This window comes from Enterococcus sp. AZ011, from assembly GCF_050548355.1.
Classification (GTDB): Bacteria; Bacillota; Bacilli; order Lactobacillales; family Enterococcaceae; genus Enterococcus; species Enterococcus faecalis.
The window spans coordinates 2,537,554-2,563,513 of record NZ_CP172959.1 but is presented as its reverse complement, the minus strand read 5'-3'; the positions used below and the strand labels follow the sequence as shown (position 1 = coordinate 2,563,513).

The following is a 25,960-nucleotide window of genomic DNA, read 5'->3' as shown; positions in this document are numbered from 1 at the left end:
TCGTGTATTTAAAACGAATTGAAATTACAGGATTTAAATCATTTGCAGATAAAACCATTATTGAATTTGAAGATGATGTGACAGCAGTGGTTGGTCCGAATGGAAGTGGGAAAAGTAATATCACGGAAGCCGTTCGCTGGGTATTAGGTGAACAATCTGCGAAAAACCTTCGCGGTGGCAAAATGAACGACATTATCTTTGCCGGTTCGGAAGGTCGTAAGCCGCTAAATATTGCGGAAGTTACCGTGACGTTAGACAACAGCGACCATTATTTAGCATTGGATTATAGTGAGATTAGTGTCACCCGTCGTTTAAAACGAACGGGCGAAAGTGACTTTTTTATTAATAAACAAGCGTGCCGTTTAAAAGACATTCAAGATTTATTTATGGATTCAGGGTTAGGCAAAGAATCTTTTTCAATTATTTCACAAGGGAAAGTTGAAGCGATTTTTAATAGTAAACCTGAAGACCGTCGTGGGATCTTTGAAGAAGCAGCGGGCGTTTTAAAATACAAACAACGGAAGAAAAAGGCTGAACAAAAGCTTTTCGAAACCGAGGACAACTTAAGCCGTGTCCAAGATATCATTTACGAGTTGGAAGACCAATTAGTTCCTCTAGCCGCCCAAGCAGATGCGGCCAAAAAGTATTTAGCTTTGAAAGAAGAACTTACCGAAATTGATGTCAATTTAACTGTGACCGAAATTCAAGAAGCAAAAGCTATTTGGGAAACGAAAACGCAAGAATTAACAGCCATTGAAGAAAAGTTAGCTAGCGCAAGTAAGCAAGTCCATGACCTAGAAGGCAAATTGGTACGTTTACGAAGCAAGCGCAATCGTTTAGATGAACAAATTGAAACGGAACAACAACAATTATTACAAGTGACAGAAGCGTTGAAACAAGCAGAAGGACAAAAAAATGTTTTAATTGAACGTTCCAAACACACCTCCCAAACGGCAAGCGAATACGAAGAGACGTTGGCAGAAACGGCCGAAAAAATTGTTCGTTATCGAGAAGAATTGCAGACGCTGGAAACAGCAATCGCAGAAAAAACGGCACAACGTCAGACGTTAAAAGAAGCATTGGCTTTGGCAACGAAAGATGTGGAAAAATATAGTAAGTCTTCTAAAGAATTAATGGAAGAATTGCGCAGTCAGTATGTGGAAGTCATGCAAGAACAAGCCAATACAGCCAATGACTTAAAATATTTAGAACGACAATATCAACAAGAAACAGCTAAAAATCAACAATCGCTAGCAAAACACGAAGCGCTAGAAGAACAGATGGTTGAAGCTTTTGCAATGAAAGAAACGCTAGAAAAAGAGCAAAAAGTCGCAAAACAAGGCTTACAAGAACAGCTGGAAGAATACACTGCGTTGAAAGCAACGCTTGAAGCCAAACGTGAACGATTAGCACAGCGTCAAAACGATATGTACCAAGCGATGAATCAAGTGCAACAAGCGAAGGCACGCCAAAAAAGTTTGCAAGAAATTCAAGAAAATTACGCTGGCTTCTATCAAGGCGTGAAAGCTGTATTGCGTCACAAAAACCAACTAACTGGGATTGTTGGCGCAGTGGCTGAGTTAATTGAAGTGCCTAAAGAATATACGTTGGCGATTGAAACGGCCTTAGGTGGTGCGGCGCAACATATTGTTGTGGAAAATGAGAAAGATGGTCGAGCAGGCATCACCTTCTTAAAACAACAACACAGTGGCCGAGCAACCTTTTTACCATTGACCACCATTAAGCCGCGCTCTGTATCGGCGATGGTTCAGAATCGTTTGGCTGGTGCACCGGGTTTCGTGGGGATTGCCAGTGAATTAGTTCGTTATCCAGAACAAGTACAAACCGTTATTCAAAATCTCTTAGGCGTCACGATTTTAGCGGCAGATTTAACGAGTGCCAACCAGTTAGCAAAATTAGTCAATTACCAATATCGCGTTGTCTCATTGGAAGGCGATGTGATGAATCCTGGCGGTTCGATGACTGGGGGAGCCAATAAACGTGGCAACCAAGGAAGCCTATTTTCACAAGCGCAAGAACTTCAAACAATTACTGAACAAATGACTCAATTAGAAACACAACTAAGAAGTGTGGAACAAGAAGTCCAAGCGCTCTCGCAAGAAGTGAAAACAGCCACGGAACGTGCAGAAATGTTGCGCTCTGCTGGTGAACAAAATCGCTTAAAACAACAAGAAATTGACAATAAATTAGCCAATCAAACAGAAACGATTACTCGTTTAACAAAAGAAAAACGTCTGTTTGAATATGAATCACGGGAATTGCATCAATTCTTAACCGAATATCAAACGAAAAAAGCCACATTGACAGAGCAACAAGCAAACTTAACGGCAACGAAAGAACGTTTAGATGCTGAAATGAAACAAGTGGAACAAGAAGCTAGCCAAATGGAAACCTTTAAAGCCCAAGCGCAAGAACGCTTGACGACAGTTCAAGCAGAACAAGCAGTAGCGGCGGAACAATGTGCCCATTTTGCTCGTCAAAAGCAAGATAAACAAGAACAATTGGACGAATTGTTGATTCGAGAAACGGCCATCCGTCAACAGCTACAACAATTAAGTAGCCATTCTAGCGATCACCAGTTAACCGAAGAAGGCTTAGCGGCACAAGTCGCTCAATTAGCGGAGAAACAAACAGCGTTGCAAACCTCTTTACAAACGGCACGTAGTCAACGACAAGCGTTGCAAGAAGAAGTAGACGAGTTAGATACAAAATTAGCGGAAGAAAACAAACGCCAACAACAGTATTTAGCAGATAAAACACAAATTGAAGTCCTAAAAAATCGTGCAGAAATGCAATTAGATAGCTCATTAAGTTACTTACAGGAAGAATACAGCTTAACCTTTGAAGCTGCCTATGAAGCGTATTTCCCAATCGATGATTTAGCGCAAGCACAGCAAACAGTGAAACGCCTAAAACAAGAAATTGAGCGGTTAGGACCTGTTAACTTAAGTGCCATCGAGCAATTTGAACAAGTCGATGAACGCCATCAATTTTTAGTCAGTCAACGTGATGATTTATTAAATGCGAAAGAACAATTATTTGAAACCATGGATGAAATGGACCAAGAAGTGAAAGAACGGTTTAAAGAAGTCTTTGAAGCAATTCGTGGCCAGTTCAAAGTGGTATTCCCTAATATGTTTGGTGGCGGACGGGCAGAACTGGTGCTAACTAACCCAGAGGATCTCTTGAATACAGGGATTGAGATTGAGGCGCAACCACCAGGGAAAAAATTACAACATTTAAGCTTGTTGTCTGGAGGCGAACGGGCATTAACGGCGATTGCGTTACTCTTTTCAATTATTCGTGTTCGACCCGTTCCGTTCTGTATTTTAGATGAAGTAGAAGCAGCTTTAGATGAAGCCAACGTTGCTCGTTTTGGCCATTATTTAAGCGAATTTGAAGATGGTACACAGTTTATTGTGGTGACGCATCGTAAAGGGACAATGGAAGCCGCAGATGTTTTATATGGCGTGACTATGCAAGAATCTGGGGTTTCAAAAATCGTTTCAGTTCGCTTGGAAGAGGTCAAAGAAGGTGGCGCAATTGAAAAAAGCAATTAGCCAGAAGCAAGGAGGAGCGAACGTTTGATAAAATTAGTTGCTATTGATTTAGATGGAACATTATTAAATAGCCAAAAAGAGATTTCTTTACGGAATAAACAAGCACTGATGGCTGCGAAACAAGCAGGCGTGAAAGTTGTTATCTGCACAGGTCGACCTTTGGCAGCTATTGGTCCTTACTTAGAAGAATTAGGTTTACAAGATGAAGGCGATTATAGCATTACTTTTAACGGCGGGTTGGTTCAAAAAAATGATACAGGGGCCATTATTGAGAAAACATTGATGCCCTTGGAAGCGATTCATGAGCTGTACCAATTAGCAACCACACTCAACATGCCGTTTGATGTCTTATCTGATGAGGTCGTGATGCAACTGCCTTCTGCACCTAATTATCCTTCAATTTATAGTTCTCTAAACAAATTATTAACCTTTGAGTCCTACAAATTAGAAGAGTTAACCCCGAATCGAATTTATAACAAAGTTGTTGTTGCGATTGATGAAGCGTATTTAAATGAACGAATCAAGGAAATTCCAGCCTCTTTTTATGAGCGTTTTGAAATTATTAAAACGCGAAATAACTTATTAGAATTTATGCCAAAAGGGATTACGAAAGCCTATGGTATTTCCTTGTTAGCCAAAGATTTAGGAATCCGTGCAGAAGAAATCATGACCCTAGGGGACGAAGAAAATGATTTACCGATGATTGAATACGCTGGCTTAGGTGTCGCCATGGCAAATGCGATTCCATTAGTTAAAGAAGCCGCAGATGTCGTCACAGACACGAATGACCAAGATGGCGTTGCCAAAGCGGTCGAAAAATATATTTTAACGCCGTTGGAAGGAGGCCAATAAGAATGGGATTTTTTGATAAAATTAAAAAAGCTTTTTCCGCTGAAAAAAAGGAAGAAGAAAAACAAGAGATAATTGAAAAAACAGTAGACGAAACACCTAGTGATGAATCAGCGCCTGCTGAATCAAAAGAAACCGCAGCAGAAGAGGCGCAAACAACGCCAGAAACGGCAGCGGAAGAAGTCGCAGAAACAGCCGATTTAACAGATAACGCTGAAATGGAAAAATTAGCTGGCGTAGAAGAAGCATTAGAAGAAGAGCCAGAAGAAATCCTGACAGAGGAAACACAAGAAGTTGTTGTGGAAGCGCCTGAGGAAGAAAGTAGTGTCGTAACTCCGTTGGCAGAACCAACAGACACGCAGGTTTCAGAAGAAATTGAAGAGTCGAAAGAAGAACAAGTCCAAGAAAAATATGAAAAAGGTTTGGAAAAAACACGTAAGACATTTGGTCAACGGTTGAACGAATTGTTTGCTAATTTCCGGAGCGTTGATGAAGATTTCTTTGAAGAATTAGAAGAAACGTTAATTGGTGCAGACGTAGGCTTTGATACATCCTTAAAAATTACAGAAGCCTTGCGACAAGAAGTGAAACTGCGAAATGTGAAAAAACCAGCTCAAGTTCAAAATACCATCATTGAAAAAATGGTTGATTTGTATGAAGAAGCAGGAATTAATGAAAATAATGCGATTAACTTACAGCCAAATGGCTTAACCGTGATTTTATTTGTTGGTGTTAATGGAGTTGGTAAAACAACCAGCATTGGTAAATTAGCCCATCAATACAAGTTGGAAGGAAAGAAAGTTTTAATGGCCGCTGCCGATACGTTCCGAGCGGGCGCCATCGATCAATTAGTTGTTTGGGGTGAACGGGCTAGCGTTGAAGTTGTGCGTGGGAATGCTGGCGGCGATCCAGCAGCGGTCGTTTTCGATGCAGTGGAACGTGCCAAAGCAGAACAGGCCGATGTTTTGCTAGTGGATACAGCAGGTCGTTTACAAAATAAAGTCAACTTAATGAAAGAATTAGAAAAAATCAAACGAGTCATCCAACGAGAAATTCCAGATGCGCCTCACGAAGTTCTCTTAGTCGTGGACGCAACTACTGGGCAAAATGCGATGACACAAGCCAAACAGTTCAAAGAAACAACCGATGTCACTGGCTTAGTTTTAACCAAACTAGACGGAACAGCCAAAGGTGGTATTGTCATTGCTATTCGGAATGAATTACACTTGCCAGTGAAATTAGTTGGTCTAGGTGAAGGCATTAACGATTTAGAACCATTTAATGCCAACGATTTCGCAATGGGCTTATTTAAAGGCTTATTAAAAGATGTTTAGTTGTAGAAAATAACAGGTTTGGGAAGAACGTGGGACAGGAGTATTTAGCTTCAAGAATGAAGAAGCTACTCCTGTCCCGCCGTTTATTTTAGGATTAGGACGGATGTTCTAAGTTCTTTCTAAATTGTTTCTGAAAAAAATGAAGGAGTGAGGGAGAAGATGACAGAACAAATGTGGATTGAGAAGTTAGGATTAGAAGCGCATCCTGAGGGCGGTTATTTTAAACAAACCAATAAAAGTGAACAATTGATTCCAACCAAACGAGGCGAACGGGCGTTGCATACAGCGATTTTGTTTCTATTAAATACAGAAAGTCCGTCACATTTTCATCGTTTAAAAGCGGATGAATTATGGTTTTTTCACGATGGTCAGCCATTAACTGTTCACTGTATTTTTCCTGATGGAACGTATCAAGCTGTTCAGTTAGGGAAAGACTTAGTTCAAGGACAACAGCTTTCGTTCTCAGTTCCTGCCGGCACAATCTTTGGCTCTACAGTAGCGACAGGATTTGCGTTAGTCAGTTGTGTGGTTACACCAGGCTTTGAGTTTGAAGACTTCGAGTTATTTACTCAAGCGGAATTGTTAAACGATTATCCACAACATAGTGAAATCATTCAGCACTTGGCTTATCGAGAATTACCTTAAGAAAACGTTTTAGTAACATTTCTTTTATGAATATGCTAGTATAAATCAAACAAGATTGTTGATTTTGTCGCAACGCACACTTAGCTGTCGTAGATGATTAAAAGAAAGGGATGAATCACATGGGCACAATGGTTTTTGTTAACTTCCCAGTAGCGGATGTCCAACGTTCTACAGCCTTTTATGAAAAACTTGGATTCAAAAAGAACGAGGAATTTTCAACAGAGGAAGCTAGTTCGATGATGTGGGATGATCAATTTTGGATTATGTTGTTGAACCATGACTTTTATGGAAAATTTATCCAAGAAAAGCAAATTATTGATGCGCAAACAACCAGTGGGGCATTAATTTCCTTTAGTTTAGAGAGTGCCGAAGCCGTAAAACAGTTTGGCGAAACCGCCAAAGCTAACGGAGGCAACTGCTACCGAGTTGATATGGGAATACCAGAAGAGCAAATGTATGGCTTAGAAGTGCAAGATTTGGATGGCAATAGCTTAGAACCTGTCTGGATGAAGATGTAAAAAGAGCCGCAAAATCTCTACAGATTTTGCGGCTCTTTTCCTACAAAAAACTATTGTAAATTATTGGCATTAGTAGCTTCAACACCATAAGAATCAGCTACTTTTTTCAAGCTAAATCCTTTCCCGTAGACTTCACTTGCACTCATTGAAATCAAAAAGGCTTCTTCATCAATCTCAAGAATGGCTTCTTTTAAGCGGGGAAAATCTTTTTCACGAATGACAGTCATTAAGAGCATGCCTTTCGCGTTTCGATAACCGCCTTCGATTGGCACCAAGGTCACACCTTTATCTAGTTCACGTAATAAGCGTTCTTGAATAGCGACATATTTTGGTGAAATAATCATCACATTCTTCGAGCGAACCAGACCAACTTGAATCATGTCAACGACACGACCAATTGTAAATAAACAAATTAAAGAGAATAACACAATATCTGCATTAAAAGCATACATTGCTGATAAAATGACTAAACCATCGACGAATAAAATAGCAATACCTAAGGAAACTTTGAAGTATTTATTGACAATTTGTGAAATGATTGCTGTCCCACCAGTTGAAGCATTGCCACGGAAAACCAAGCCTAGGCCAGCACCTGTAATAATACCGCCAAATAATGCTGCTAGAAAAATATTATGTGTTAAAACAGGCATCCCCGAAGTAATTCCTACAAAAAATGGATAAATAAGACTGCCATAAATGGTTTTGACACCGACCTCTTTCCCAAGAAGTAAGAAACAAAGCACTAAAAGAGGAATATTGATGGCGTAAAGAACAATGGCGGGACTAATCCCGAAAACATAATTAATAACAATACTAATGCCATTGGCTCCGCCTGCGACAAGTTTATTTGGCAATAAGACTGCATTGATTGAAATGGCCAAAATGAATGCACCGACTGTTACATAGGCGGTGTCTTTTAAACGTTGGGCTGTAAAAAATTTGTTCATAAAATACCTCCAATTATTTATTAGTTTAGTGAATGATGACATAAAAAAAGACAGAACATGAGAGACAAGCCTAATCGACTTATGTCCCACACTCTAAATCTTCAACTAATCAACTGAACACTTTTTCCTTATACTAACATGAAATACGACAAGAAAACATAGTGAACAAACAATTTTTTGGAAAAGAGGTCGGGACAGAACCGTTTAGCTCCGAGAATTTCGGCTTATTTCCGAAGGAGTTGGTTCTGTTCCCGCCGTTTATCAGATTTTGAGCCCGGAACAAAAATCCAAAGTGATTTTTGTCACAGGCTCAAAAAAGTCAAAAAGCGGCCAGCCCAAATAGCTTCATGATGTTGGATAATTTGTGCCGCGGTTAAATGTCCATTATCCAAGGTGGAAGTGGTTTTCGGTGTCATCAAACACGTATAGCCTAAACCATGAGCCATCCGAATTGTAGTGTCCACACAAAACTCGGTTTGGACACCAGCGATTTCTAACGTTTGAACGGCTTGTTCCGTCAGTAAATCATTTAAATTTGTTTGGTAAAAGGCATTCGCGTGCGTTTTGCGGATGAAAAAATCTGTGGGCTGTGCATCCAGCTTTTCAAAAAGTTGCCAAGAGTCTGAGTCAAAAGGTAATTCGGTTTCTTCATGTTGAACAAAAATAATGGGCGCATGGTGTTGGCGGTAGACAGCAATACGCTGATTGACCTTTTCCAACACTGCTGGCAGACGGTATAATTGCTGCGACGGACTTTCGATGCCTTTTTGAAAGTCAATTAAAAGTAATGCACGATTTTTCATGAGCAATCCCCATTTTCTATAAACTAGTTGTTTTCAGTCTAACGGAAAAAGGCGCTCTCTAAAAGTGTCTCGAAAATTCCCAAGTGAACGTTCAAAAAAACAGCATATTTACTCATTTTCCTATATAATAGTAAGAGAAACAGATAGTTTGTAGAAAGAAAGGCGACAAGATGAATTATAGAGAATTAATGCAAAAGAAAAATGTTCGTCCTTACGTATTGATGGCTCGTTTTGGTTTAGAAAAAGAAAACCAACGTAGTACACGAGAAGGGCTTTTAGCGACAACTGATCATCCCACGGTTTTTGGTAACCGTTCTTATCATCCATATATTCAAACAGATTTTAGTGAAACACAATTAGAACTAATCACGCCTGTAGCAAATAGCGGCACAGAAATGCTTCGTTTTTTAGATGCCATTCACGATGTGGCTCGTCGTTCGATTCCAGAAGATGAAATGCTGTGGCCATTAAGTATGCCGCCACAATTACCAACAAAAGATGAAGAGATTAAAATCGCTAAATTAGATCAATATGATGCGGTGTTATATCGTCGTTATTTGGCAAAAGAGTATGGCAAACGAAAACAAATGGTCAGCGGAATTCATTTTAATTTTGAATATGACCAAGCCCTGATTCAGCAATTATATGATGAACAATCCGAAGTGACAGATTGCAAACAATTTAAAACGAAAGTATACATGAAAGTTGCCCGTAACTTTTTACGTTATCGTTGGTTAATTACGTATCTTTTTGGGGCTTCGCCAGTTAGTGAAGACGGCTACTTTAGGGTCTATGACGACCAACCGCAAGAACCTATTCGCAGTATTCGGAATAGTACGTATGGCTACAGAAATCATGACAATGTGAAAGTATCGTATGCCTCATTGGAACGCTATTTAGAAGATATTCATCGCATGGTGGAAAATGGTTTACTTTCTGAAGAAAAAGAATTTTATGCGCCTGTGCGCTTACGTGGCGGGAAAAAAATGTCTGATCTGCCTAAAACAGGTATTCGCTATATCGAGTTGCGTAATTTAGACTTAAATCCTTTTTCACGTTTAGGCATTGTGGAAGATACCGTGGATTTCTTACATTATTTCATGTTGTATTTATTGTGGACAGATGAAAAAGAAGAAGCGGATGAATGGGTAAAAACTGGCGATATTTTTAATGAACAAGTGGCTCTTGGTCATCCTCATGAAACGATTAAGTTAATTGCAGAAGGCGATCGGATTTTTTCAGAAATGATTGATATGTTAGATGCTCTAGGCATTCGTAAAGGTAAAGAAGTTGTCGGTAAGTATTATCAACAACTGCGGAATCCACAAGACACCGTTTCTGGCAAAATGTGGACGATTATTCAAGAAAATTCCAACAGTGAACTGGGAAATATTTTTGGAAACCAATATCAAAGTATGGCCTTTGAACGCCCTTATCAATTAGCTGGTTTCCGTGAGATGGAATTATCCACACAAATTTTCTTGTTTGATGCGATTCAAAAAGGTTTGGAAATCGAAATTTTAGATGAACAAGAGCAATTTTTGAAACTGCAACATGGTGAGCACATTGAATACGTCAAAAATGCCAACATGACTAGCAAAGATAACTACGTGGTACCATTGATTATGGAAAACAAAACCGTGACAAAGAAAATTTTGTCTGCAGCAGGGTTCCATGTGCCTGGCGGTGAAGAATTTTCATCTTTTATTGAGGCACAAGAAGCACATTTACGCTACGCCAATAAAGCGTTTGTCGTGAAACCAAAATCAACGAATTACGGTTTAGGAATTACCATTTTTAAAGAAGGCGCTTCGTTGGAAGACTTTACGGAAGCGTTACGGATTGCTTTTAAAGAGGACACAGCGGTTTTAATTGAAGAATTTTTACCTGGAACAGAATATCGGTTCTTTGTGTTAGATAATGATGTAAAAGCCATCATGTTGCGCGTGCCAGCCAATGTTACCGGAGATGGCAAACACACTGTAGAAGAATTGGTGGCCGCTAAAAATAGTGATCCATTGCGGGGGACCAATCACCGTGCACCACTAGAATTAATCCAGTTAAATGATTTAGAAAAACTAATGTTGAAAGAACAAGGTTTAACTATCTATTCTGTGCCAGAAAAAGAGCAAATCGTGTACTTGCGAGAAAATTCTAATGTTAGCACGGGCGGGGATTCGATTGATATGACCGATGTCATTGATGATAGTTATAAACAAATCGCCATTGAGGCCGTAGCTGCTTTAGGAGCCAAAATTTGTGGTATTGATTTAATCATTCCTGACAAAGACGTAAAAGGCACACGTGATAGCTTAACGTACGGGATTATCGAAGCAAACTTTAATCCAGCCATGCACATGCATGTGTATCCTTACGCTGGAAAAGGACGCCGTTTAACAATGGACGTTTTAAAACTTTTATACCCAGAAGTGGTTCAATAAAAAAAGAATACCGCCAAAAAATTCATAATAGATTTTTTGGCGGTATTCTTTATAAAAACGTTTTCTTGGTGAACCCAATAGGTTATACTAAAACTATTACCAATGAAAGTTGTATGACGGTGGCTCTGAGTTAGAGAGGCAGGTGATGCCTATGTGTATCCGATGCACTTTAACGAAAGGAGCATTTTTTTGTCAATCGAAGCGGCATTGGAATTGATGATTAGTTTTGCAGCGTTTGTTGCACTACTGATTTTCGGTATCCTTGAAGCAACGAAAAACGATAAAAAATAACCGTTCATAAGCTTAGACGGCTGAACGGTTAAAGAACAACAAAAACTTAACTCAGTAAGCCACCAGTTCTTATAACTGGTGTTGGTATAAAGGAGAGGTATGTAGTAGCATATCTCTCTTTTCATTTTCATAATAGCATAATTCTATTTAAAATGGAAGCGCTCATAACTTATATCATTTTATAGAAAATTCCTATAAAAACGTTTTCTTGGTGAACCCAATAGGTTATACTAAAACTATTACCAATGAAAGTTGTATGACGGTGGCTCTGAGTTAGAGAGGCAGGTGATGCCTATGTGTATCCGATGCACTTTAACGAAAGGAGCATTTTTTGTCAATCGAAGCGGCATTGGAATTGATGATTAGTTTTGCAGCGTTTGTTGCACTACTGATTTTCGGTATCCTTGAAGCAACGAAAAACGATAAAAAATAACCGTTCATAAGCTTGACAGGCCGAACGGTTAAACAGTAATAAAAACTTAACTCAGTAAGCCACCAGTTCTTATAACTGGCGCTGGTATAAAAGAGAGGTATGTACCCGCATACCTCTCTTTTTCATTTTCATAATAGCATAATTCTATTATAAATGGAAGCGCTCATAACTTTCCTTGAGCTTTTTATGAGTGAAATAGTTTTTGCCAAAAGCCTTTTTTAGCTGTTGGCTCTTCTTTTGGCGTTTCTGTTGCTTGAGGATATTTTTCTGTAACGTCAATCACAGGTTCATCGACTGCATGTTTTTCAGCTAACAGTAAGCCGAGAGAGTCAGGGTTGTTCTCCACAAAATTGTTAACAATCTTAAAGTTTGCGCCATGCTGATTTAATAATTTAATATAGGTACTTTGCAGGTCAGAAGAGATTTCGCCATTTAAAAGTACTGTAACTTCAGGATGCTTCGCTAATTCTTCTAATAAATGTTTTTGGTTCTGTGCATCTTTCATTTCAGCGACGGTCATGGAGAGACGGCAGCGTTCACGAAATGTGCCCATGTATTTGTGTTGTTCTTCAGGATTAACGAGGGGCGTACCGTACATTCCTTTATCCAGACGTTGTTGTAAGTCATCATTCGCCATTCAGTAACACTCCTTTCCTAACGTTTCCCTCCATTATAGCATATCTTAGATAAGTCGTTGGTCAGTCGGCTTGAGAAGAAGTTTTTAATAAAGGAAAAAAAGTGGTTGCATTTGTGATGGTTTTCTCATACACTGTAATTAAGAATGAGAATCATTCTCAATTAAATAAAAATGGAGTTTTCTCATGAAAAAGATTGGTTTGTTTGTTCTACTATTACTTTTCAGTTTATTGTCATTAGTGATAGGGGTGAAGGACATTGCACTTTCTCAGTTGTTTCAATTAGATGCGCAGCAACAATTTGTTTTATTTACCACCCGTGTTCCCCGCACGTTGAGTTTAATCATTGCTGGTAGTACGATGAGTATTTCTGGATTGATTATGCAGCAACTCACACAAAATAAATTTGTCGCTCCTAGTGTCGCTGGAACAACCGATAGTGCAAGGTTGGGTATTTTAGTCGCAATGTTATTTTTCCCAACAGCTCCGTTTCTCTATCGAACGGCAATTGCTTTTATTTTTGCGCTAAGCGGGACCTTATTATTCTTAGCGCTCATTCGATTATTACCAAGTAAGAATCAAGTGATGGTCCCTTTGGTGGGCGTGATGTTTGGTAACATTCTAGGCTCAATTGCCACATTTTTTGCCTATCAATACCAATTGGTTCAAAATATGTCTGCTTGGTTACAAGGAAATTTTTCCACAGTTATGAAAGGGAATTATGAATGGTTATTCTTAATGATTCCTTTGTGGTTTGTTATTTATTTATTTGCTTATCATTTCACTGTCGTTGGTATGGGTGAAGCATTTGCAAATAGTCTTGGCGTCCATTACCAGCGAATTCAGTTTTTAGGTTTGACGCTGGTTGCTTTAGCAAGTGCCATCGTTTTATTGATGATGGGGAATATTCCGTTTTTAGGGGTTGTGATTCCTAATCTCGTGTCTTTACGTTATGGCGATCATATGAAAAATACCTTGTGGTTAACTGGGATTTGCGGGAGTTTGTTCTTGTTAATCTGTGATATTTTAGCACGAGTATTGATTGCCCCCTATGAAATTCCTGTCAGCGTGGTTGTCGGAACATTAGGGAGCATTTTGTTCATTTTATTATTACTAAGGGGGCGCAAACAATGAAACGGCCTTTAAAAAAATGGCTTTCATTACTTTTGCTTTTAGCTGCCGTAGTAATTGTGAGTCTTTGTTATTTAACTTATAACACGTATGGCAATTGGTCCTTTGCTTTGGCGTTACGAGGCAAAAAGTTATTGGCTTTTATTTTTGTTGGAATCGCTGCGGCTTTTTCAACTATTAGTTTTCAAACGGTCACGCAAAATCATTTCCTAACGCCAAACATTTTAGGGATGGATTCCTTGTATGTCTTTGTGCAGACGGTGTTATTTTTTCTTTTAGGAGGCGCACAAGCGTTAGGTCAAGTAAGTCTTGGCTCGTTTTTGATGAACGTCTTTTTAATGGTGTTTTTAAGTACTAGTTTATCGTATTTTCTATTACGCAAAAATCAATCCGATTTATTTTTATTATTGATGATTGGCATGATTTTAGGTACTTTTTTCAGTAGTATTAGTACGTTTTTACAAGTGATTATGGATCCTAACGAATACGACTTACTCCAAGGAAAGTTGTTTGCCAGTTTTGGTAACGTCAATAGTCAGTATCTCGTTTTCGTTGGTGTGGCGGTACTCATGATTTGTGGGATACTTTGGCGGGAAAGTTACCGTTTAGACGTTTTACATTTAGGGAACCATCAAGCCCAGAATTTGGGGATTGCTGTGAATCAGTTTCAATTAGTGTTGTTGTGTTTGATCAGTAGTCTGGTCGGCTTATCAACAGCATTAGTGGGACCGATTACATTTTTAGGTTTTATCGTGGCCAATATGAGTTATCAATTCATGAAAACCTATCGCCACCGAGAACTGTTTGTGGCAGGGAGTTTAATAGCAGTCTTTTTACTGGTGTTCGGCCAATTGATGGTTGAACAGGTCTTTCATTTGAATACCCCGCTCAGTGTGGTGATTCAATTTGTTGGGGGCGTTTATTTTATATGGAAAATTATTGCAGAAAGGAAGCAACGCACATGATCCAGATGAGTGATGTATCAAAAAAATATGGCGATAAATTTGTCGTTTCAGACATTGATTTACCTATTTCTGAAGGCAAATTAACGGCCTTTATTGGGCCAAATGGCGCTGGGAAAAGCACGCTGCTAGCCATGATGAGTCGCTTAATTCCCAAAGATACCGGGGAAATTTATCTGGACAAGCAAGAAGTAAAAACCTGGAAGCAATCAGCTTTTTCACAAAAAATTGCCCTTTTAAAACAAGCCAACGGTGTACAACTTAAATTAACTGTGCGAGAACTAGTCAATTTTGGCCGCTTTCCTTATTCCAAAGGTCGCTTAAAAAGCGCTGACCATGAAAAAGTAACAGAAGCACTGGAACAATTGGGCTTAACTGAAATGGCGGAAGAATACATTGATACCCTTTCTGGAGGGCAATTACAACGGGCGTATATTGCCATGATTTTAGCCCAAGATACCGATTATATTTTATTGGATGAGCCCTTAAATAACCTCGACATGAATTATGCGGTTCAAATGATGCAGATTCTTAAACGCTTAGTAGATGAACTAGGAAAAACGATTCTGATTGTTCTACATGATATTAATTTTGCCGCAAGCTATGCAGATGAAATTGTCGCCATGAAAGGCGGCAAGCTCTATGCGCATGGCGCAACAGAAGAAGTTATTCAAACAAGTATTTTAAATGATCTTTATGAAATGAATATCCGGATTTGTGAAATTGAAGGAAAACGCTTTTGTCTTTATCACTAAATCGGGCAATTTAAAAATAACATTTTTGGAGGAAAAGAATGAAAAAGAAATTTTTAGCAATGATGGCAGTTTCAATGATGGGACTGTTAATGTTAAGTGCTTGTCAAACAAATAAAAAAACAGCAGATTCTGCAACAACAGAAACAACAGCTAAAACGGAAGTCACAGTCAAAGACACCAATGGTCAATTAACCGTTCCCAAAAATCCTAAGAAAGTCGTTGTTTTTGACAATGGTTCCTTGGATACAATGGACGCACTAGGTGTCGGTGACCGCGTGGTAGGTGCGCCAACTAAAAATATCCCTGCATATTTAGAAAAATACCAAAAAGTTGAATCAGCAGGCGGCATTAAAGAACCAGATTTAGAAAAAATCAATCAACTAAAACCAGACTTAATTATTATTTCTGGTCGGCAACAAGATTATCAAGAACAATTAAAAGCCATTGCGCCAACCATTTACTTAGCTGTAGATGCCAAAAATCCTTGGGCATCAACGAAACAAAATATCGAAACGTTAGGCACTATTTTTGATAAAGAAGAGGTAGCCAAAGAAAAAATAACTGGCTTAGAAAAAGAAATTGCTGACGTGAAAAAACAAGCAGAAGCTAGCGCGAATAATGCGCTTGTCGTGTTAGTTAACGAAGGACAACTTTCCGCTTACGGAAAAGGCTCTCGTTTCGGTTTAATTCATGATACATTTGGCTTCAAAGCAGCAGACGATAAGATTGAAGCTTCCACTCATGGGCAAAGTGTTTCTTACGAATATGTTTTAGAAAAAAATCCTGGGATTCTCTTTGTGGTAGATCGCACCAAAGCAATTGGTGGCGACGATTCAAAAGATAACGTTGCTGCAAACGAATTGATTCAAAAAACCGATGCTGGTAAAAATGATAAAGTCATTATGCTTCAACCAGATGTTTGGTATCTAAGCGGTGGTGGATTAGAATCAATGCATTTGATGATAGAAGACGTTAAAAAAGGATTAGAGTAAAATTGTTTTAGAAAAGAGGAATTGAAACCTCTTTTCTTTTTTTAATGAGAAACAAAAAAGTTTTAAATTAAAAATGTGGTTGACGACCTCGAAAATGTTTGCTAAACTATCCGTAAATCAGTATGATTGATGAAACAAATAAAAGAACAAAATGTGATGAGAAGGAAAGTACTTTTTAAAATAGCTTGCAGAGAGCCTCGTTTGGTGAGAAGAGGTAGTGACGTTAAAGGGGAAAATGGCCTTTGAACAGGTTGGTTGAAGCCGTTTGCTTAAACCAATTCAGGTGCGCCTGTTATAGCGCTACAGTATGATTGTACTGGAAACGAGCGGATCTTTTTTAGCGAAGAGATCAACAAAGGTGGTACCGCGATTGCATAAGCATTCGTCCTTTTTAGGACGAATGCTTTTTTTATTTGTTTAAAAAATATGAGGGGGCAACAACATGAAATTGGGGAAAAAAGTAGTAGGTTTGATTGCAACAGGGTTTCTTTTAGCCGCATGTGGCGGAACCAAAGAAGCGGCAGAGAAAGTAGATTCGGGAAATTTAGCAGCTGAACAAAAAATCAGTATTAGTTCACCTGCACCAATCTCAACATTGGATACAACACAAACAACAGATAAAAATACCTTTACAATGGCACAACATTTATTTGAAGGCCTTTATCGGTTTGATGATGATAGTGCCACGGTGCCAGCTCTAGCTAAAGATGTCAAGATTAGTGACGATGGGCGCAAGTACCACTTTACCTTGCGGGAGGGGATTAAGTGGAGCAACGGCGAGCCAATCACGGCCCAAGATTTTGTTTATTCTTGGAAAAAACTGGTGACACCAGCGACGATTGGACCGAATGCCTATTTACTAGACAGTGTTAAAAATAGTTTTGAAATACGTAACGGTGAAAAGTCAGTCGATGAATTAGGGATTTCAGCCCCTAATGACAAAGAATTCATTGTTGAATTAAAACAGGCCCAACCTTCCTTCTTAGCAGTCGTTTCGATTGCTTGGTTAGCGCCACAAAATCAAAAATTTGTCGAAGCGCAAGGCAAAGATTACGCCTTGGATAGTGAACATTTACTTTATAGCGGGCCATTTACGCTAGCCAATTGGGATGCGACTTCAGATACTTGGACATTGAAAAAAAATCCAGAATACTATGATGCGGATCAAGTGAAACTGGAAGAAGTTGCGGTTAGCACAATCAAAGAAGATAATACTGGGATTAACTTATATCAAGCGAATGAACTAGACTTAGTTCGCATTAACGGACAATATGTTCAACAATATCAAGATGATCCAGGCTATGTCAGTCATCCAGATGTGGCCAACTACTTCTTAGATTTCAACAAAAAAGAAGGAACGCCATTAGCGAATGTTCATTTACGAAAAGCGATTGGGCAAGCAATTGATAAAGAAGCCTTAACACAAAGTGTCTTAAACGATGGGTCAAAACCCCTCAACGGATTGATTCCAAGTAAACTTTATGCGAATCCAGAAACAGATGAAGATTTCCGAGCTTACAGTGGCGAATATTTGAAAAATGATGTCAAAAAAGCCCAAGCAGAATGGACGAAAGCCCAAGCGGATGTCGGTAAAAAAGTGAAACTTTCATTGCTGGCGGCAGATACAGATCAAGGAAAACGAATTGCTGAATATGTTCAAAGTCAGTTACAAGAAAATCTGCCAGGTTTAGAAATTACCATCTCATCGCAACCAAGTAATAATGTGAATCAATCGCGACGTGAAAAAAATTATGAGTTGTCTCTTTCAGGATGGATTGCCGGCAGTAGTGAATTAGACTCTTACTTTAACTTATATGCGGGAGAATCAAGTTACAATTATGGCAATTATCATAATGCCAAATACGACCAATTGGTAGAAGATGCACGAACGATTAATGCCAATAATCCAGAGAAACAGTTTGCAGAATACAAAGAAGCGGAAGACATCTTGTTGAACCAAGATGCTGCCCAAGTACCGCTGTATCAAAGTGCCTCAAATTATCTAATCAATCCTAAATTGAAAGGCATTAGTTATCACTTGTATGGGGATTATTTCCACTTGCGCAATGCTTATTTAACAGAATGATTCAGGAAGAAGGAGTAAAAAATGGAAAAATTAGTCGAACGATTTTTAACTTACGTGAAAGTTAACACCCGTTCAGATGCCAACAGTCAAACCACACCGACGACGGTCGGGCAAGTGGTTTTAGCCAAAATGATTGAAACAGAACTTCATGAACTAGGTTTGGCCGATGTGCATTATAACGAACAAAACGTTTTTTTAACGGCAAGGTTGCCTGGTAACCAACCTGCAGCAAAGAGCATCGGCTTGATTGCACATCTGGATACGGCGGATTTTTCAGCAGAAAATATCCGTCCCCAAGTCATCACTAATTATGATGGCCAAGATGTCCTCTTGAATCAAGAACAAGGCATCGTATTATCGGTTGCTGAATTTCCCAATTTAAAAGAGTATCAAGGGGAAACGTTGATTACTACAGACGGAACCACACTTTTAGGAGCAGATGACAAAGCGGGAATTGTCGAGATTTTAGCTGCTGTTGAGTATTTTTTGGCACATCCAGAAGTAGCGCGGGGGGATGTTTGGCTCGCCTTCGGTCCAGATGAAGAGATTGGACGCGGGGCCGATCAATTTGATGCGCCGAACTTCCCAGTCGCTTTTGCGTATACGATCGACAGTGGCCGCGTGGGGCATTTCGAGTATGAAACGTTTAACGCTGCTCAGGCTGTGATAACAATTGAGGGAACCAGTGTCCATCCGGGAACGGCCTATGGTTCGTTAGTAAATGCCATTAAATTAGGCGAACAACTTGATCAATCACTGCCGCAAAAGGAAGTACCAGAACAAACACGTGGAAATGAAGGATTTTATTTACTCAATAAATTTACAGGAAGTATTGAAAAAGCAGAACTTGTCTATATCATTCGGGATCATGATCGAGAAAACTTTCAAGCGAGAAAGCAATTTTTGGAAAAACAAGTCCAACGTTTAAATGCGCTGGCGGATAAACCCAGACTAACAATTACTTTCCAAGACCAATACTATAATATGAAGGAAATCATCGAAAAAGATTGGACCCCTGTGGAATTAGCCGTCCAAGCAATGGAAAGTTGTGACATTGAACCAATTATCACACCTTTTCGTGGCGGGACAGATGGTTCTAAGATTTCTTTCATGGGCATTCCCACGCCTAATCTATTTACAGGAGGCGAAAATTTTCACGGGCAATATGAATTCATTACCGTTGAATCAATGGCCAAAGCTGTTCAAACGATTATTGCCATCATTCGCTTAAACGCTAATTAAAGAAACACGCGAGGAAAATGCCGATTTTCCTTGCGTGTTTCGCTATTTTTCGGTAAAGTATGTAGAAAAGTAGGGAGTTTTGCTCATGAATTATCCATTGATTTTTGCAGAAAACCAACGAATTGAAACCGAACGCTTGATTTTAAGACCTGTCACATTAGCCGATGCAGAAGATATGTACGAATATGCTTCAGATGAGGAAACGGTCCGCTATGTGTTTTTGAAAAACCAAACAATCGCTGAAACACGACAAAACATTGCTAAATATTTTATGGGAGAACCTTTAGGAAAATATGGGATTGAAGTGAAAGAAACGGGCAAAATGATTGGCACGATTGATTTGCGGGTCAATGAAACCAATAATATTGGAGAATTAGGCTATGTCTTGAACCGTGCCTTTTGGGGCAAAGGCTACATGCCTGAAGCCGCGACGGCGTTAGTTGAACTGGGTTTTGCAAAAATGAAACTCATGAGAATCTTTGCTTTACATGATCAAGACAATCCAGCTTCTGGTCGTGTCATGGAGAAAATTGGTTTTACCTACGAAGGAACACTGCCCAATGCCCGAATTAGTAAAGGGAAAATTGTCACAGATGTTTATCGTGGGATGACACTGGAAACATGGCAAAATCGACAAAAATAGAAGCGTAAGACAAGTTGAGAGAGGAATTAGAGAAATGTTGATGTTTACAGAAAAAGAATTCGCAGCCTTTGAAGTTGCTGGATTAGATGAACGAATGGCGGTTATCCGTGCGCAAATTCAACCTATTTTTCAAGAATTAGACACATATTTTGCCGAACAACTAGCGCCTGAACTAGGAACGGAGTTGTTTGTCCATATTGCGCAACATCGCCGTCGCACCGTGTATCCACCAGAAAATACTTGGTCAGCACTTAGTCCGAATAAGCGCGGGTATAAAATGCAGCCGCATTTTCAATTAGGCATTTGGGGCGACTATGTGTTTATGTGGTTGTCATTCATTGATAATCCTAAAAATGAAAAGCAGATTGCGCAAGCCTTTTTAGAGAATCAGCGATTATTCCAAGCATTACCAGAAGATACGTATGTTTCTTTGGATCACACGGTTCCTCAAATTACTCCGTTGACGGAGACGGATTTAGAAAAAGCCTTAACTCGTTTTAGAGATGTAAAAAAAGGTGAGTTTGAAATTGGGCGCATCATTCCCAAAGATAGTGCCTTGTGGCAAAACCCTGAAAAAGCACGCGCTTATATGTTGTCAACCTATCAACAACTCCTGCCATTGTATCAATTAGCTGTTGCCCAATAAGAGAAACAGACAGTTATTTTGTGTTTTAGCGTTATTTTATCGAATTATCTAATCGTCAAAAATGAGAAAAGCTCACAATGTTAGTTTTAAACACTAACATTGTGAGCTTTTCTTTAGTTTAGGTGATGGAAATTTAAGAAATTAAAGATGATTTTTTTTGAAAAAGGGGATAGTCTTTACTGTTTTCCCTTGTTTCCTTTAAATAACGTAGCTTAAAAGACACGATATATAAGGAACTTGTTGAAATAAGGGTTATCAACTGGAAAAAACTGTTGTTTTGAAGAGTCTTTTTTTTGCTATTATAGAGCTATGAAAATAGGTTGTGAGAGATATTTAAATGCAAAAGGAGGTTTTTAAATGAAAAAAAAGCGTTATTTAATGATTGCGTGTCTACTATTTTCCCCTAGTTTTTTTATAAATGTTGAAGCATCTGATGGTGGTTCTAGTTCGGTGGGGATTGAATTTTACCAAAATCCGAGAACACCCGCTCCTAAAGATCCCCCACCGAAAACAGATGCGCCAGCTGCTGATCCCAAGGAACCAGCTGGTCCTCCGCAAGGAGATCAACGAAGTGGTGGTTCGACACAGACCACCACAACTGGCTCAACGCTCCCTCGTACAGGGAGCAAGAGTCAGGCAAATTTGAGCATTCTCGGCTTCGCCTTAATCGGTTTGGCGGGAATCGTACATAGAAAGAAGGGACGACATGAAGCAAACTAAGTGGCAACGATTAGCAACCATTGGCTTGTGTAGTTCTTTAGTAATTAACGCCTTTTCTGGTGTGACGGCAGTTGCGGAAACCGTGACGATTGAAAGTAGTCCGACCGCCGAAAGTAGTGCCAAGGAAGAGACGCCAGCAAGTAGCGTGAAGGAAGAAACAACGAAAGCCAGCACGGAAAATAGTCAAGTAACGACTGACACAAGTCAGGAAGAAGAAACGAAAGAAGCGGAACAAAAAGAAAAAACGGAAATCGTTCAAGAAGAAAATATACTTGAACCATCCAGTGTTCAAGCGAAAATTATGCCTAGGGCATTTGTCTGGGCAGCTACAGGGGCAACGAATAAAACTACGGTTCGTCTTAATGATGTAGTTGATTATCGGTTGAAATTTGAAAATATTACAACAGATGACACAAATTCAGATATTGTTGGTCCGATTCGAATTGAATCAAAATTGGCAGCAGGAATGACTAGACCCACTTCAGTTATTATTAAAGTTGGCCCCGAGGAACAAAATGTAGTTCTAGGGGAAGGCTCTCATAATGCCAATAGTGGTGGCGAATATTTTGTTTGGACAGAGTCCACTAGGACGGTCACTGCATTTATTAATCGTCTACACGGGAGAACTTCTGGAAATACTGGGTATATCAAAACGTTGTATTTTCAGACAAGAATTACTTCTGGTATACACAATGAAAAAAATATATCGATTCTACGATTCGATTTAATGGTTTTGGTGCAGTCAATAGACGAAATGAAATGACATATGTGGATAAATTTGCTGGTAACTTAGGTTTAAAAGGGAGTTTAAAATTTTACGATGAGGATGGACAGTCTAGTAAGGAACAAATGAGCCTTTCCATGAATCCAGTACTATTTAAATCAACCAACTCTAAAGTTGAAGGAACACTGTTAAGATATCCTTTAACTATGACAAACGCTGGCAATGGACTTTATAGTTTTAATACAGGACTAAAAACTGTAGGCACTAGTAATGGGGGTTCGTGGCTTTTCTTTAGTAACGACATTGCGATTAATTTTGCTACAGCTACCACCAATAGAATTGATAAAATTGTGTTAACGCCGCCTAAAACAACATTTCCAGATAGCCGAACAGGTGTGATGACTTCCAGAGCATATACATCAACAACTTATACGAGAAGCAACTATGATATTTCAGCATATAACTTTACTAAAGCGACTGGTAAGACGTGGCGCATAACTAATCTTAATCCTCATAGCGGAGTAAGTACTAATATTATGTTTAGTGACAATCTTGTGGGAACAACAGGACAATTTAATGCAGGAAATAATAGTGCAACGATTACCTACTATATTTATTACAAAAAACTTTATGAGAATTTTGTTAATAGTAGTGGACAAAAAATCGCACCACCCCCGGGATTCACTCAGGGTAAGAAAACAGTTATAAATAGTGAAGCGTACACTTTCAAACAAGCAGGCACCTTACCAGACACCTACACAACAGGTGGTAAAACCTACAAGTTCAAAGGTTGGTACAAAGGTAAAACAAAGCCAAGTACCTTGACAACTACCAAAGCACCAAGCTATGCGGTGACGTATGATGGGAATGATGACTTGAATGTGGTGTATGAGGAAGTAGTCACCAAAACCTATACATTACCTAGCAAAGAAATTACTTTTGGCTATGTAGACGAAAAAGGTAATTTAATCAATCCTGCTAATTTCACATTGAAAGCAACGATGTCTGAAACAACGAAAAGTGGTACAACAACACCTTTTTCAACGATTACAGGAACCAATGTAACGACAACGAATCTTAAAAAATTAACGATTCCACAAAAAGTCTATACCTTACCAGAGTCTGTGGAAGGTACCACATATGGTACACGAAGTGTTACACATGAAATTCCGAAATACTATCGCACCATTTCAATCTCACCAACGGCAACTTATACAGGGGATAAAACGAAATATCCACTTGCGAATGAGGTCAGAAAAGATATTGTAAATCCAAGTACGGTTGTTAGTTCAAGTCCTGGTACAAATGCATATGAATTAGGTAAAACCAGTAATACATCATATAACACCAAACAATATTATTGGAACTGGGATACGACTGAGACACTTTATGCAATGGGTGTTTACTCTGGTAACGTAGGAGCGACTTACAATTTAGCTACCCCAGATAAAACTGTTTATTATTATTTAGAAAACCGCCGTGTTACCGAAAACTTCGTAGCCACAAGCGGTGCCAAAATCACACCGCCCACAGGTTTCACCCAAGGAAAACAAACCGTAATCACAAGTGATGACTATACGTTCAAACAAGCAGGTACCTTGCCAGATACCTACAAAGTCGGCACAAAAACCTACAAGTTCAAAGGCTGGTACAAAGGTAAAACCAAACCAGCGACTTTAAAAACAACGAAGACACCAAGTTATGCGGTGACGTATGATGATAATGATGATTTAAATGTGGTGTATGAGGAAATGATTCCACAAGATACGTGGATTTACCCAGGTTTCTATGCAGAATTTGTCGATGAGAATGGTCAAGCATTCAATGAATCATTAACGTTTTCTGGTAACTATACTCAATTTTTAAGAAAAACAGCGGATAACACGATAAATCAAACGGGAACGCGTACACCAATCGTTGGGACAAAAGATACTTCAAAAAACAACAAGTATAAAATAGGAACACAATCACGAGTCGCTATGCCTGCAAATTTTGATACGCAAGTCAGTGATATTTATAATCTTCGTGGCTATACAATTGATGATATCACCATCACGAATACGTTGAATTATGTCGATAAGATTGAAGCAACAACTACAGAAATTCCTGTAGCAAGGTATCCTATCGGTTATGTGGGAGTCAATCCTGTTTTCAATAATGGGGCCCCTACTTTTTTAAATGCCGTAGATAAAGGCTTTAAAAAAGGAACAGATAATAAATTTGCTATGAAAACAACTTTTGGTGCAGGTAGTTCCAATACAACCTACCCTCGACTATTAAGAGTGGCGGTCTCTGATAATCCTCCAGAAAAGCAAATGGTATTAATTGGCTTTGATGGGACTTCTACTTATAAACAAACCATGAACTATAAAGTCACACGGAAACAAGTCACTGAAAACTTCGTGGATGCCAACGGTGCCAAAATCACCGCACCAACAGGCTTCACCCAAGGTAACCAAGTACCAATGAACAGTAACACCTTCAAGTACACAGCGGCAGAAGCTTTACCAGCGACGTATACTGCAGGTGGCAAGACCTATACGTTCCAAGGGTGGTATAAAGGGAAAACCAAGCCAAGTACGTTGAACAAAACCACAACACCAACGTTCAATGCGACTTTTGATGGCAATGATGATATGACCGCCATGTATAAGGAAGAAATACCAACGGCTAGTGTCACATTAACTCGACCAAAAGAAGTGATCGATACGAATACCAATGTAATCTGGACAACAACGATCACGAATACTAGCAAAGCACCCTTACAGAATCTTAACTTGAAAAAAGGGCCCAATTGGTCAGCTGGTCTGACGATCCCGACCTTTATGGAAGTGACACCAGAAGGAGAAACGACAAAATCAATCCCAGTAAATAGTACACTTTGGACAGAGGGGGTTTCTTTACCAAATGCTCTTCCTATCGGCAAAAAAGTTTCAATTGCTTTCACAACTCGCGCAACAGGGAAACCAAACACTGTTTTGAAAGCAGAAGTTGTAGTATTTGGTGGTATTAAAGATAGTACAGTGGACAACTTCGTGAGAATTCGTCCAAATGATCAAGAAGTAGTCACACCAACGACCGAAGGCTTCATCAGTGTGCCAACCTTCGACTTCGGCCAAGTGGGCGTTGCAGGAAGTAAGCAACAACACAACTTGAAAAAAGCCGCGGATTACTACGGTAACGGCACACGGAATCCGTATGTCCGAATTAAGAAAACTCAACCAAATTGGAGCTTAACAGCGCAACTGTCACAACCAAAATCAGCGACAGACAGCTTGCCTACAGCGACCCGCTTATTATTAGGGGCGGCGCCTGTCTTTAGCTTCACCAATTACAATCAACCAACCGAGTTGAAAAATGCGGTCGGTACCACGAGTGCCATTAGCTTAACAGCCAACAACACGGCAACGAGTATTATTGCCAACAAGCAATTCACAGGTAGTAATGTTTACCAGTTGGACTTCACCTTCAATAATGTCAAACTTGAAGTGCCAGCCAATCAAGGTATTAAAGGGCAACAATACAAGGCCGCGGTTACGTGGAATCTTGTGACTGGACCTTAACAAGAATACGTGAATAAAA

Annotated in this window: 22 protein-coding genes and 1 other annotated feature; of the genes, 19 read left to right on the top strand and 3 right to left on the bottom strand. The window is 39.3% G+C overall.

From position 1 onward, the window contains the following. Positions 1 to 2: 2 nt before the first annotated feature. The 5 genes from smc (at position 3) to IGL36_RS12330 (ending at position 6,927) form a co-directional block, all read left to right on the top strand. A complete protein-coding gene (gene smc, locus IGL36_RS12350; protein ID WP_002405286.1) occupies positions 3 to 3,581 on the top strand; it encodes a chromosome segregation protein SMC in 3,579 nt (1,192 codons plus the stop codon). Between the two features lie 24 nt (positions 3,582 to 3,605). Then, positions 3,606 to 4,433 carry a Cof-type HAD-IIB family hydrolase gene (locus IGL36_RS12345; RefSeq protein ID WP_002359053.1) on the top strand — a complete coding sequence of 276 codons (828 nt, stop codon included), beginning with the start codon at positions 3,606 to 3,608 and terminating at the stop codon, positions 4,431 to 4,433. A gap of 2 nt (positions 4,434 to 4,435) precedes the next feature. Then, positions 4,436 to 5,764, top strand: coding sequence for a signal recognition particle-docking protein FtsY (gene ftsY / locus IGL36_RS12340; RefSeq protein ID WP_002398162.1), 1,329 nt, complete (start codon positions 4,436 to 4,438; stop codon positions 5,762 to 5,764). Positions 5,765 to 5,923: 159 nt separating this feature from the next. Continuing rightward, positions 5,924 to 6,409: a cupin domain-containing protein gene (locus tag IGL36_RS12335; RefSeq protein ID WP_002381091.1), complete on the top strand. Its 486-nt coding sequence runs from the start codon at positions 5,924 to 5,926 to the stop codon at positions 6,407 to 6,409. Positions 6,410 to 6,528: 119 nt separating this feature from the next. Further along, positions 6,529 to 6,927: a VOC family protein gene (locus IGL36_RS12330; RefSeq protein ID WP_002354951.1), complete on the top strand. Its 399-nt coding sequence runs from the start codon at positions 6,529 to 6,531 to the stop codon at positions 6,925 to 6,927. A 50-nt stretch (positions 6,928 to 6,977) separates the two neighbouring features. On the opposite strand, the gene IGL36_RS12325 is transcribed toward IGL36_RS12330, so the two are convergent. Both IGL36_RS12325 and IGL36_RS12320 read right to left on the bottom strand, forming a co-directional pair. Then, complete coding sequence (locus IGL36_RS12325; protein ID WP_002354953.1) at positions 6,978 to 7,874, bottom strand: YitT family protein; 897 nt, start codon at positions 7,872 to 7,874, stop codon at positions 6,978 to 6,980. 302 nt (positions 7,875 to 8,176) lie between these two features. Next, complete coding sequence (locus IGL36_RS12320; RefSeq protein WP_002365352.1) at positions 8,177 to 8,677, bottom strand: cysteine hydrolase family protein; 501 nt, start codon at positions 8,675 to 8,677, stop codon at positions 8,177 to 8,179. A 170-nt stretch (positions 8,678 to 8,847) separates the two neighbouring features. On the opposite strand from IGL36_RS12320, the gene gshAB reads away from it, so the two are divergent. The 3 genes from gshAB (at position 8,848) to IGL36_RS12305 (ending at position 11,842) form a co-directional block, all read left to right on the top strand. After that, positions 8,848 to 11,118 (top strand): bifunctional glutamate--cysteine ligase/glutathione synthetase, encoded by a 2,271-nt coding sequence (gshAB, locus tag IGL36_RS12315; RefSeq protein ID WP_002398160.1) that lies wholly within the window; start codon positions 8,848 to 8,850, stop codon positions 11,116 to 11,118. Positions 11,119 to 11,307: 189 nt separating this feature from the next. Continuing rightward, positions 11,308 to 11,409, top strand: a complete 102-nt coding sequence (locus IGL36_RS12310; RefSeq protein ID WP_075551663.1) for a putative holin-like toxin — start codon at positions 11,308 to 11,310, stop codon at positions 11,407 to 11,409. Between the two features lie 331 nt (positions 11,410 to 11,740). Next, entirely contained in the window at positions 11,741 to 11,842 is a 102-nt protein-coding gene (locus tag IGL36_RS12305) for a putative holin-like toxin (RefSeq protein WP_075551663.1), read from the top strand. Between the two features lie 184 nt (positions 11,843 to 12,026). Here IGL36_RS12305 and IGL36_RS12300 read toward each other — a convergent pair whose 3' ends face one another. Next, positions 12,027 to 12,479, bottom strand: coding sequence for a YueI family protein (locus IGL36_RS12300; RefSeq protein ID WP_002354958.1), 453 nt, complete (start codon positions 12,477 to 12,479; stop codon positions 12,027 to 12,029). A gap of 184 nt (positions 12,480 to 12,663) precedes the next feature. Here IGL36_RS12300 and IGL36_RS12295 point away from each other — a divergent pair, with 184 nt between their 5' ends. From IGL36_RS12295 to IGL36_RS12245, 11 genes are all read left to right on the top strand, one after another. After that, positions 12,664 to 13,611: an ABC transporter permease gene (locus tag IGL36_RS12295; RefSeq protein WP_010716775.1), complete on the top strand. Its 948-nt coding sequence runs from the start codon at positions 12,664 to 12,666 to the stop codon at positions 13,609 to 13,611. Next, entirely contained in the window at positions 13,608 to 14,573 is a 966-nt protein-coding gene (locus IGL36_RS12290; RefSeq protein WP_002371665.1) for an iron chelate uptake ABC transporter family permease subunit, read from the top strand. The genes IGL36_RS12295 and IGL36_RS12290 overlap by 4 nt, the downstream gene beginning before the upstream one ends. After that, a complete protein-coding gene (locus IGL36_RS12285; protein WP_002354962.1) occupies positions 14,570 to 15,325 on the top strand; it encodes an ABC transporter ATP-binding protein in 756 nt (251 codons plus the stop codon). Before IGL36_RS12290 ends, IGL36_RS12285 begins: the two co-directional genes overlap by 4 nt. Positions 15,326 to 15,363: 38 nt before the next feature. After that, the gene (locus tag IGL36_RS12280; RefSeq protein WP_002375576.1) at positions 15,364 to 16,317 is read left to right on the top strand and encodes a siderophore ABC transporter substrate-binding protein; all 954 of its coding nucleotides are present in this window, start codon (positions 15,364 to 15,366) and stop codon (positions 16,315 to 16,317) included. A gap of 147 nt (positions 16,318 to 16,464) precedes the next feature. Further along, positions 16,465 to 16,710 (top strand) — a binding site (T-box leader). Between the two features lie 49 nt (positions 16,711 to 16,759). After that, positions 16,760 to 18,403 (top strand): peptide ABC transporter substrate-binding protein, encoded by a 1,644-nt coding sequence (locus IGL36_RS12275; protein WP_002359061.1) that lies wholly within the window; start codon positions 16,760 to 16,762, stop codon positions 18,401 to 18,403. A gap of 21 nt (positions 18,404 to 18,424) precedes the next feature. Beyond that, on the top strand, positions 18,425 to 19,645 hold the full coding sequence (pepT, locus tag IGL36_RS12270; RefSeq protein WP_002398159.1) for a peptidase T: 1,221 nt from the start codon (positions 18,425 to 18,427) through the stop codon (positions 19,643 to 19,645). Between the two features lie 85 nt (positions 19,646 to 19,730). Next, positions 19,731 to 20,288 carry a GNAT family N-acetyltransferase gene (locus tag IGL36_RS12265; protein ID WP_002398158.1) on the top strand — a complete coding sequence of 186 codons (558 nt, stop codon included), beginning with the start codon at positions 19,731 to 19,733 and terminating at the stop codon, positions 20,286 to 20,288. Positions 20,289 to 20,322: 34 nt separating this feature from the next. Further along, positions 20,323 to 20,934, top strand: coding sequence for a YktB family protein (locus IGL36_RS12260; RefSeq protein WP_002398156.1), 612 nt, complete (start codon positions 20,323 to 20,325; stop codon positions 20,932 to 20,934). Positions 20,935 to 21,291: 357 nt separating this feature from the next. After that, positions 21,292 to 21,654, top strand: a complete 363-nt coding sequence (locus tag IGL36_RS12255) for an LPXTG cell wall anchor domain-containing protein (RefSeq protein WP_010716776.1) — start codon at positions 21,292 to 21,294, stop codon at positions 21,652 to 21,654. After that, on the top strand, positions 21,641 to 22,417 hold the full coding sequence (locus IGL36_RS12250; RefSeq protein ID WP_010818043.1) for a hypothetical protein: 777 nt from the start codon (positions 21,641 to 21,643) through the stop codon (positions 22,415 to 22,417). The genes IGL36_RS12255 and IGL36_RS12250 overlap by 14 nt, the downstream gene beginning before the upstream one ends. Next, positions 22,414 to 25,941: a WxL domain-containing protein gene (locus tag IGL36_RS12245; protein WP_010716778.1), complete on the top strand. Its 3,528-nt coding sequence runs from the start codon at positions 22,414 to 22,416 to the stop codon at positions 25,939 to 25,941. The genes IGL36_RS12250 and IGL36_RS12245 overlap by 4 nt, the downstream gene beginning before the upstream one ends. The last annotated feature ends 19 nt before the right edge of the window (positions 25,942 to 25,960 follow it).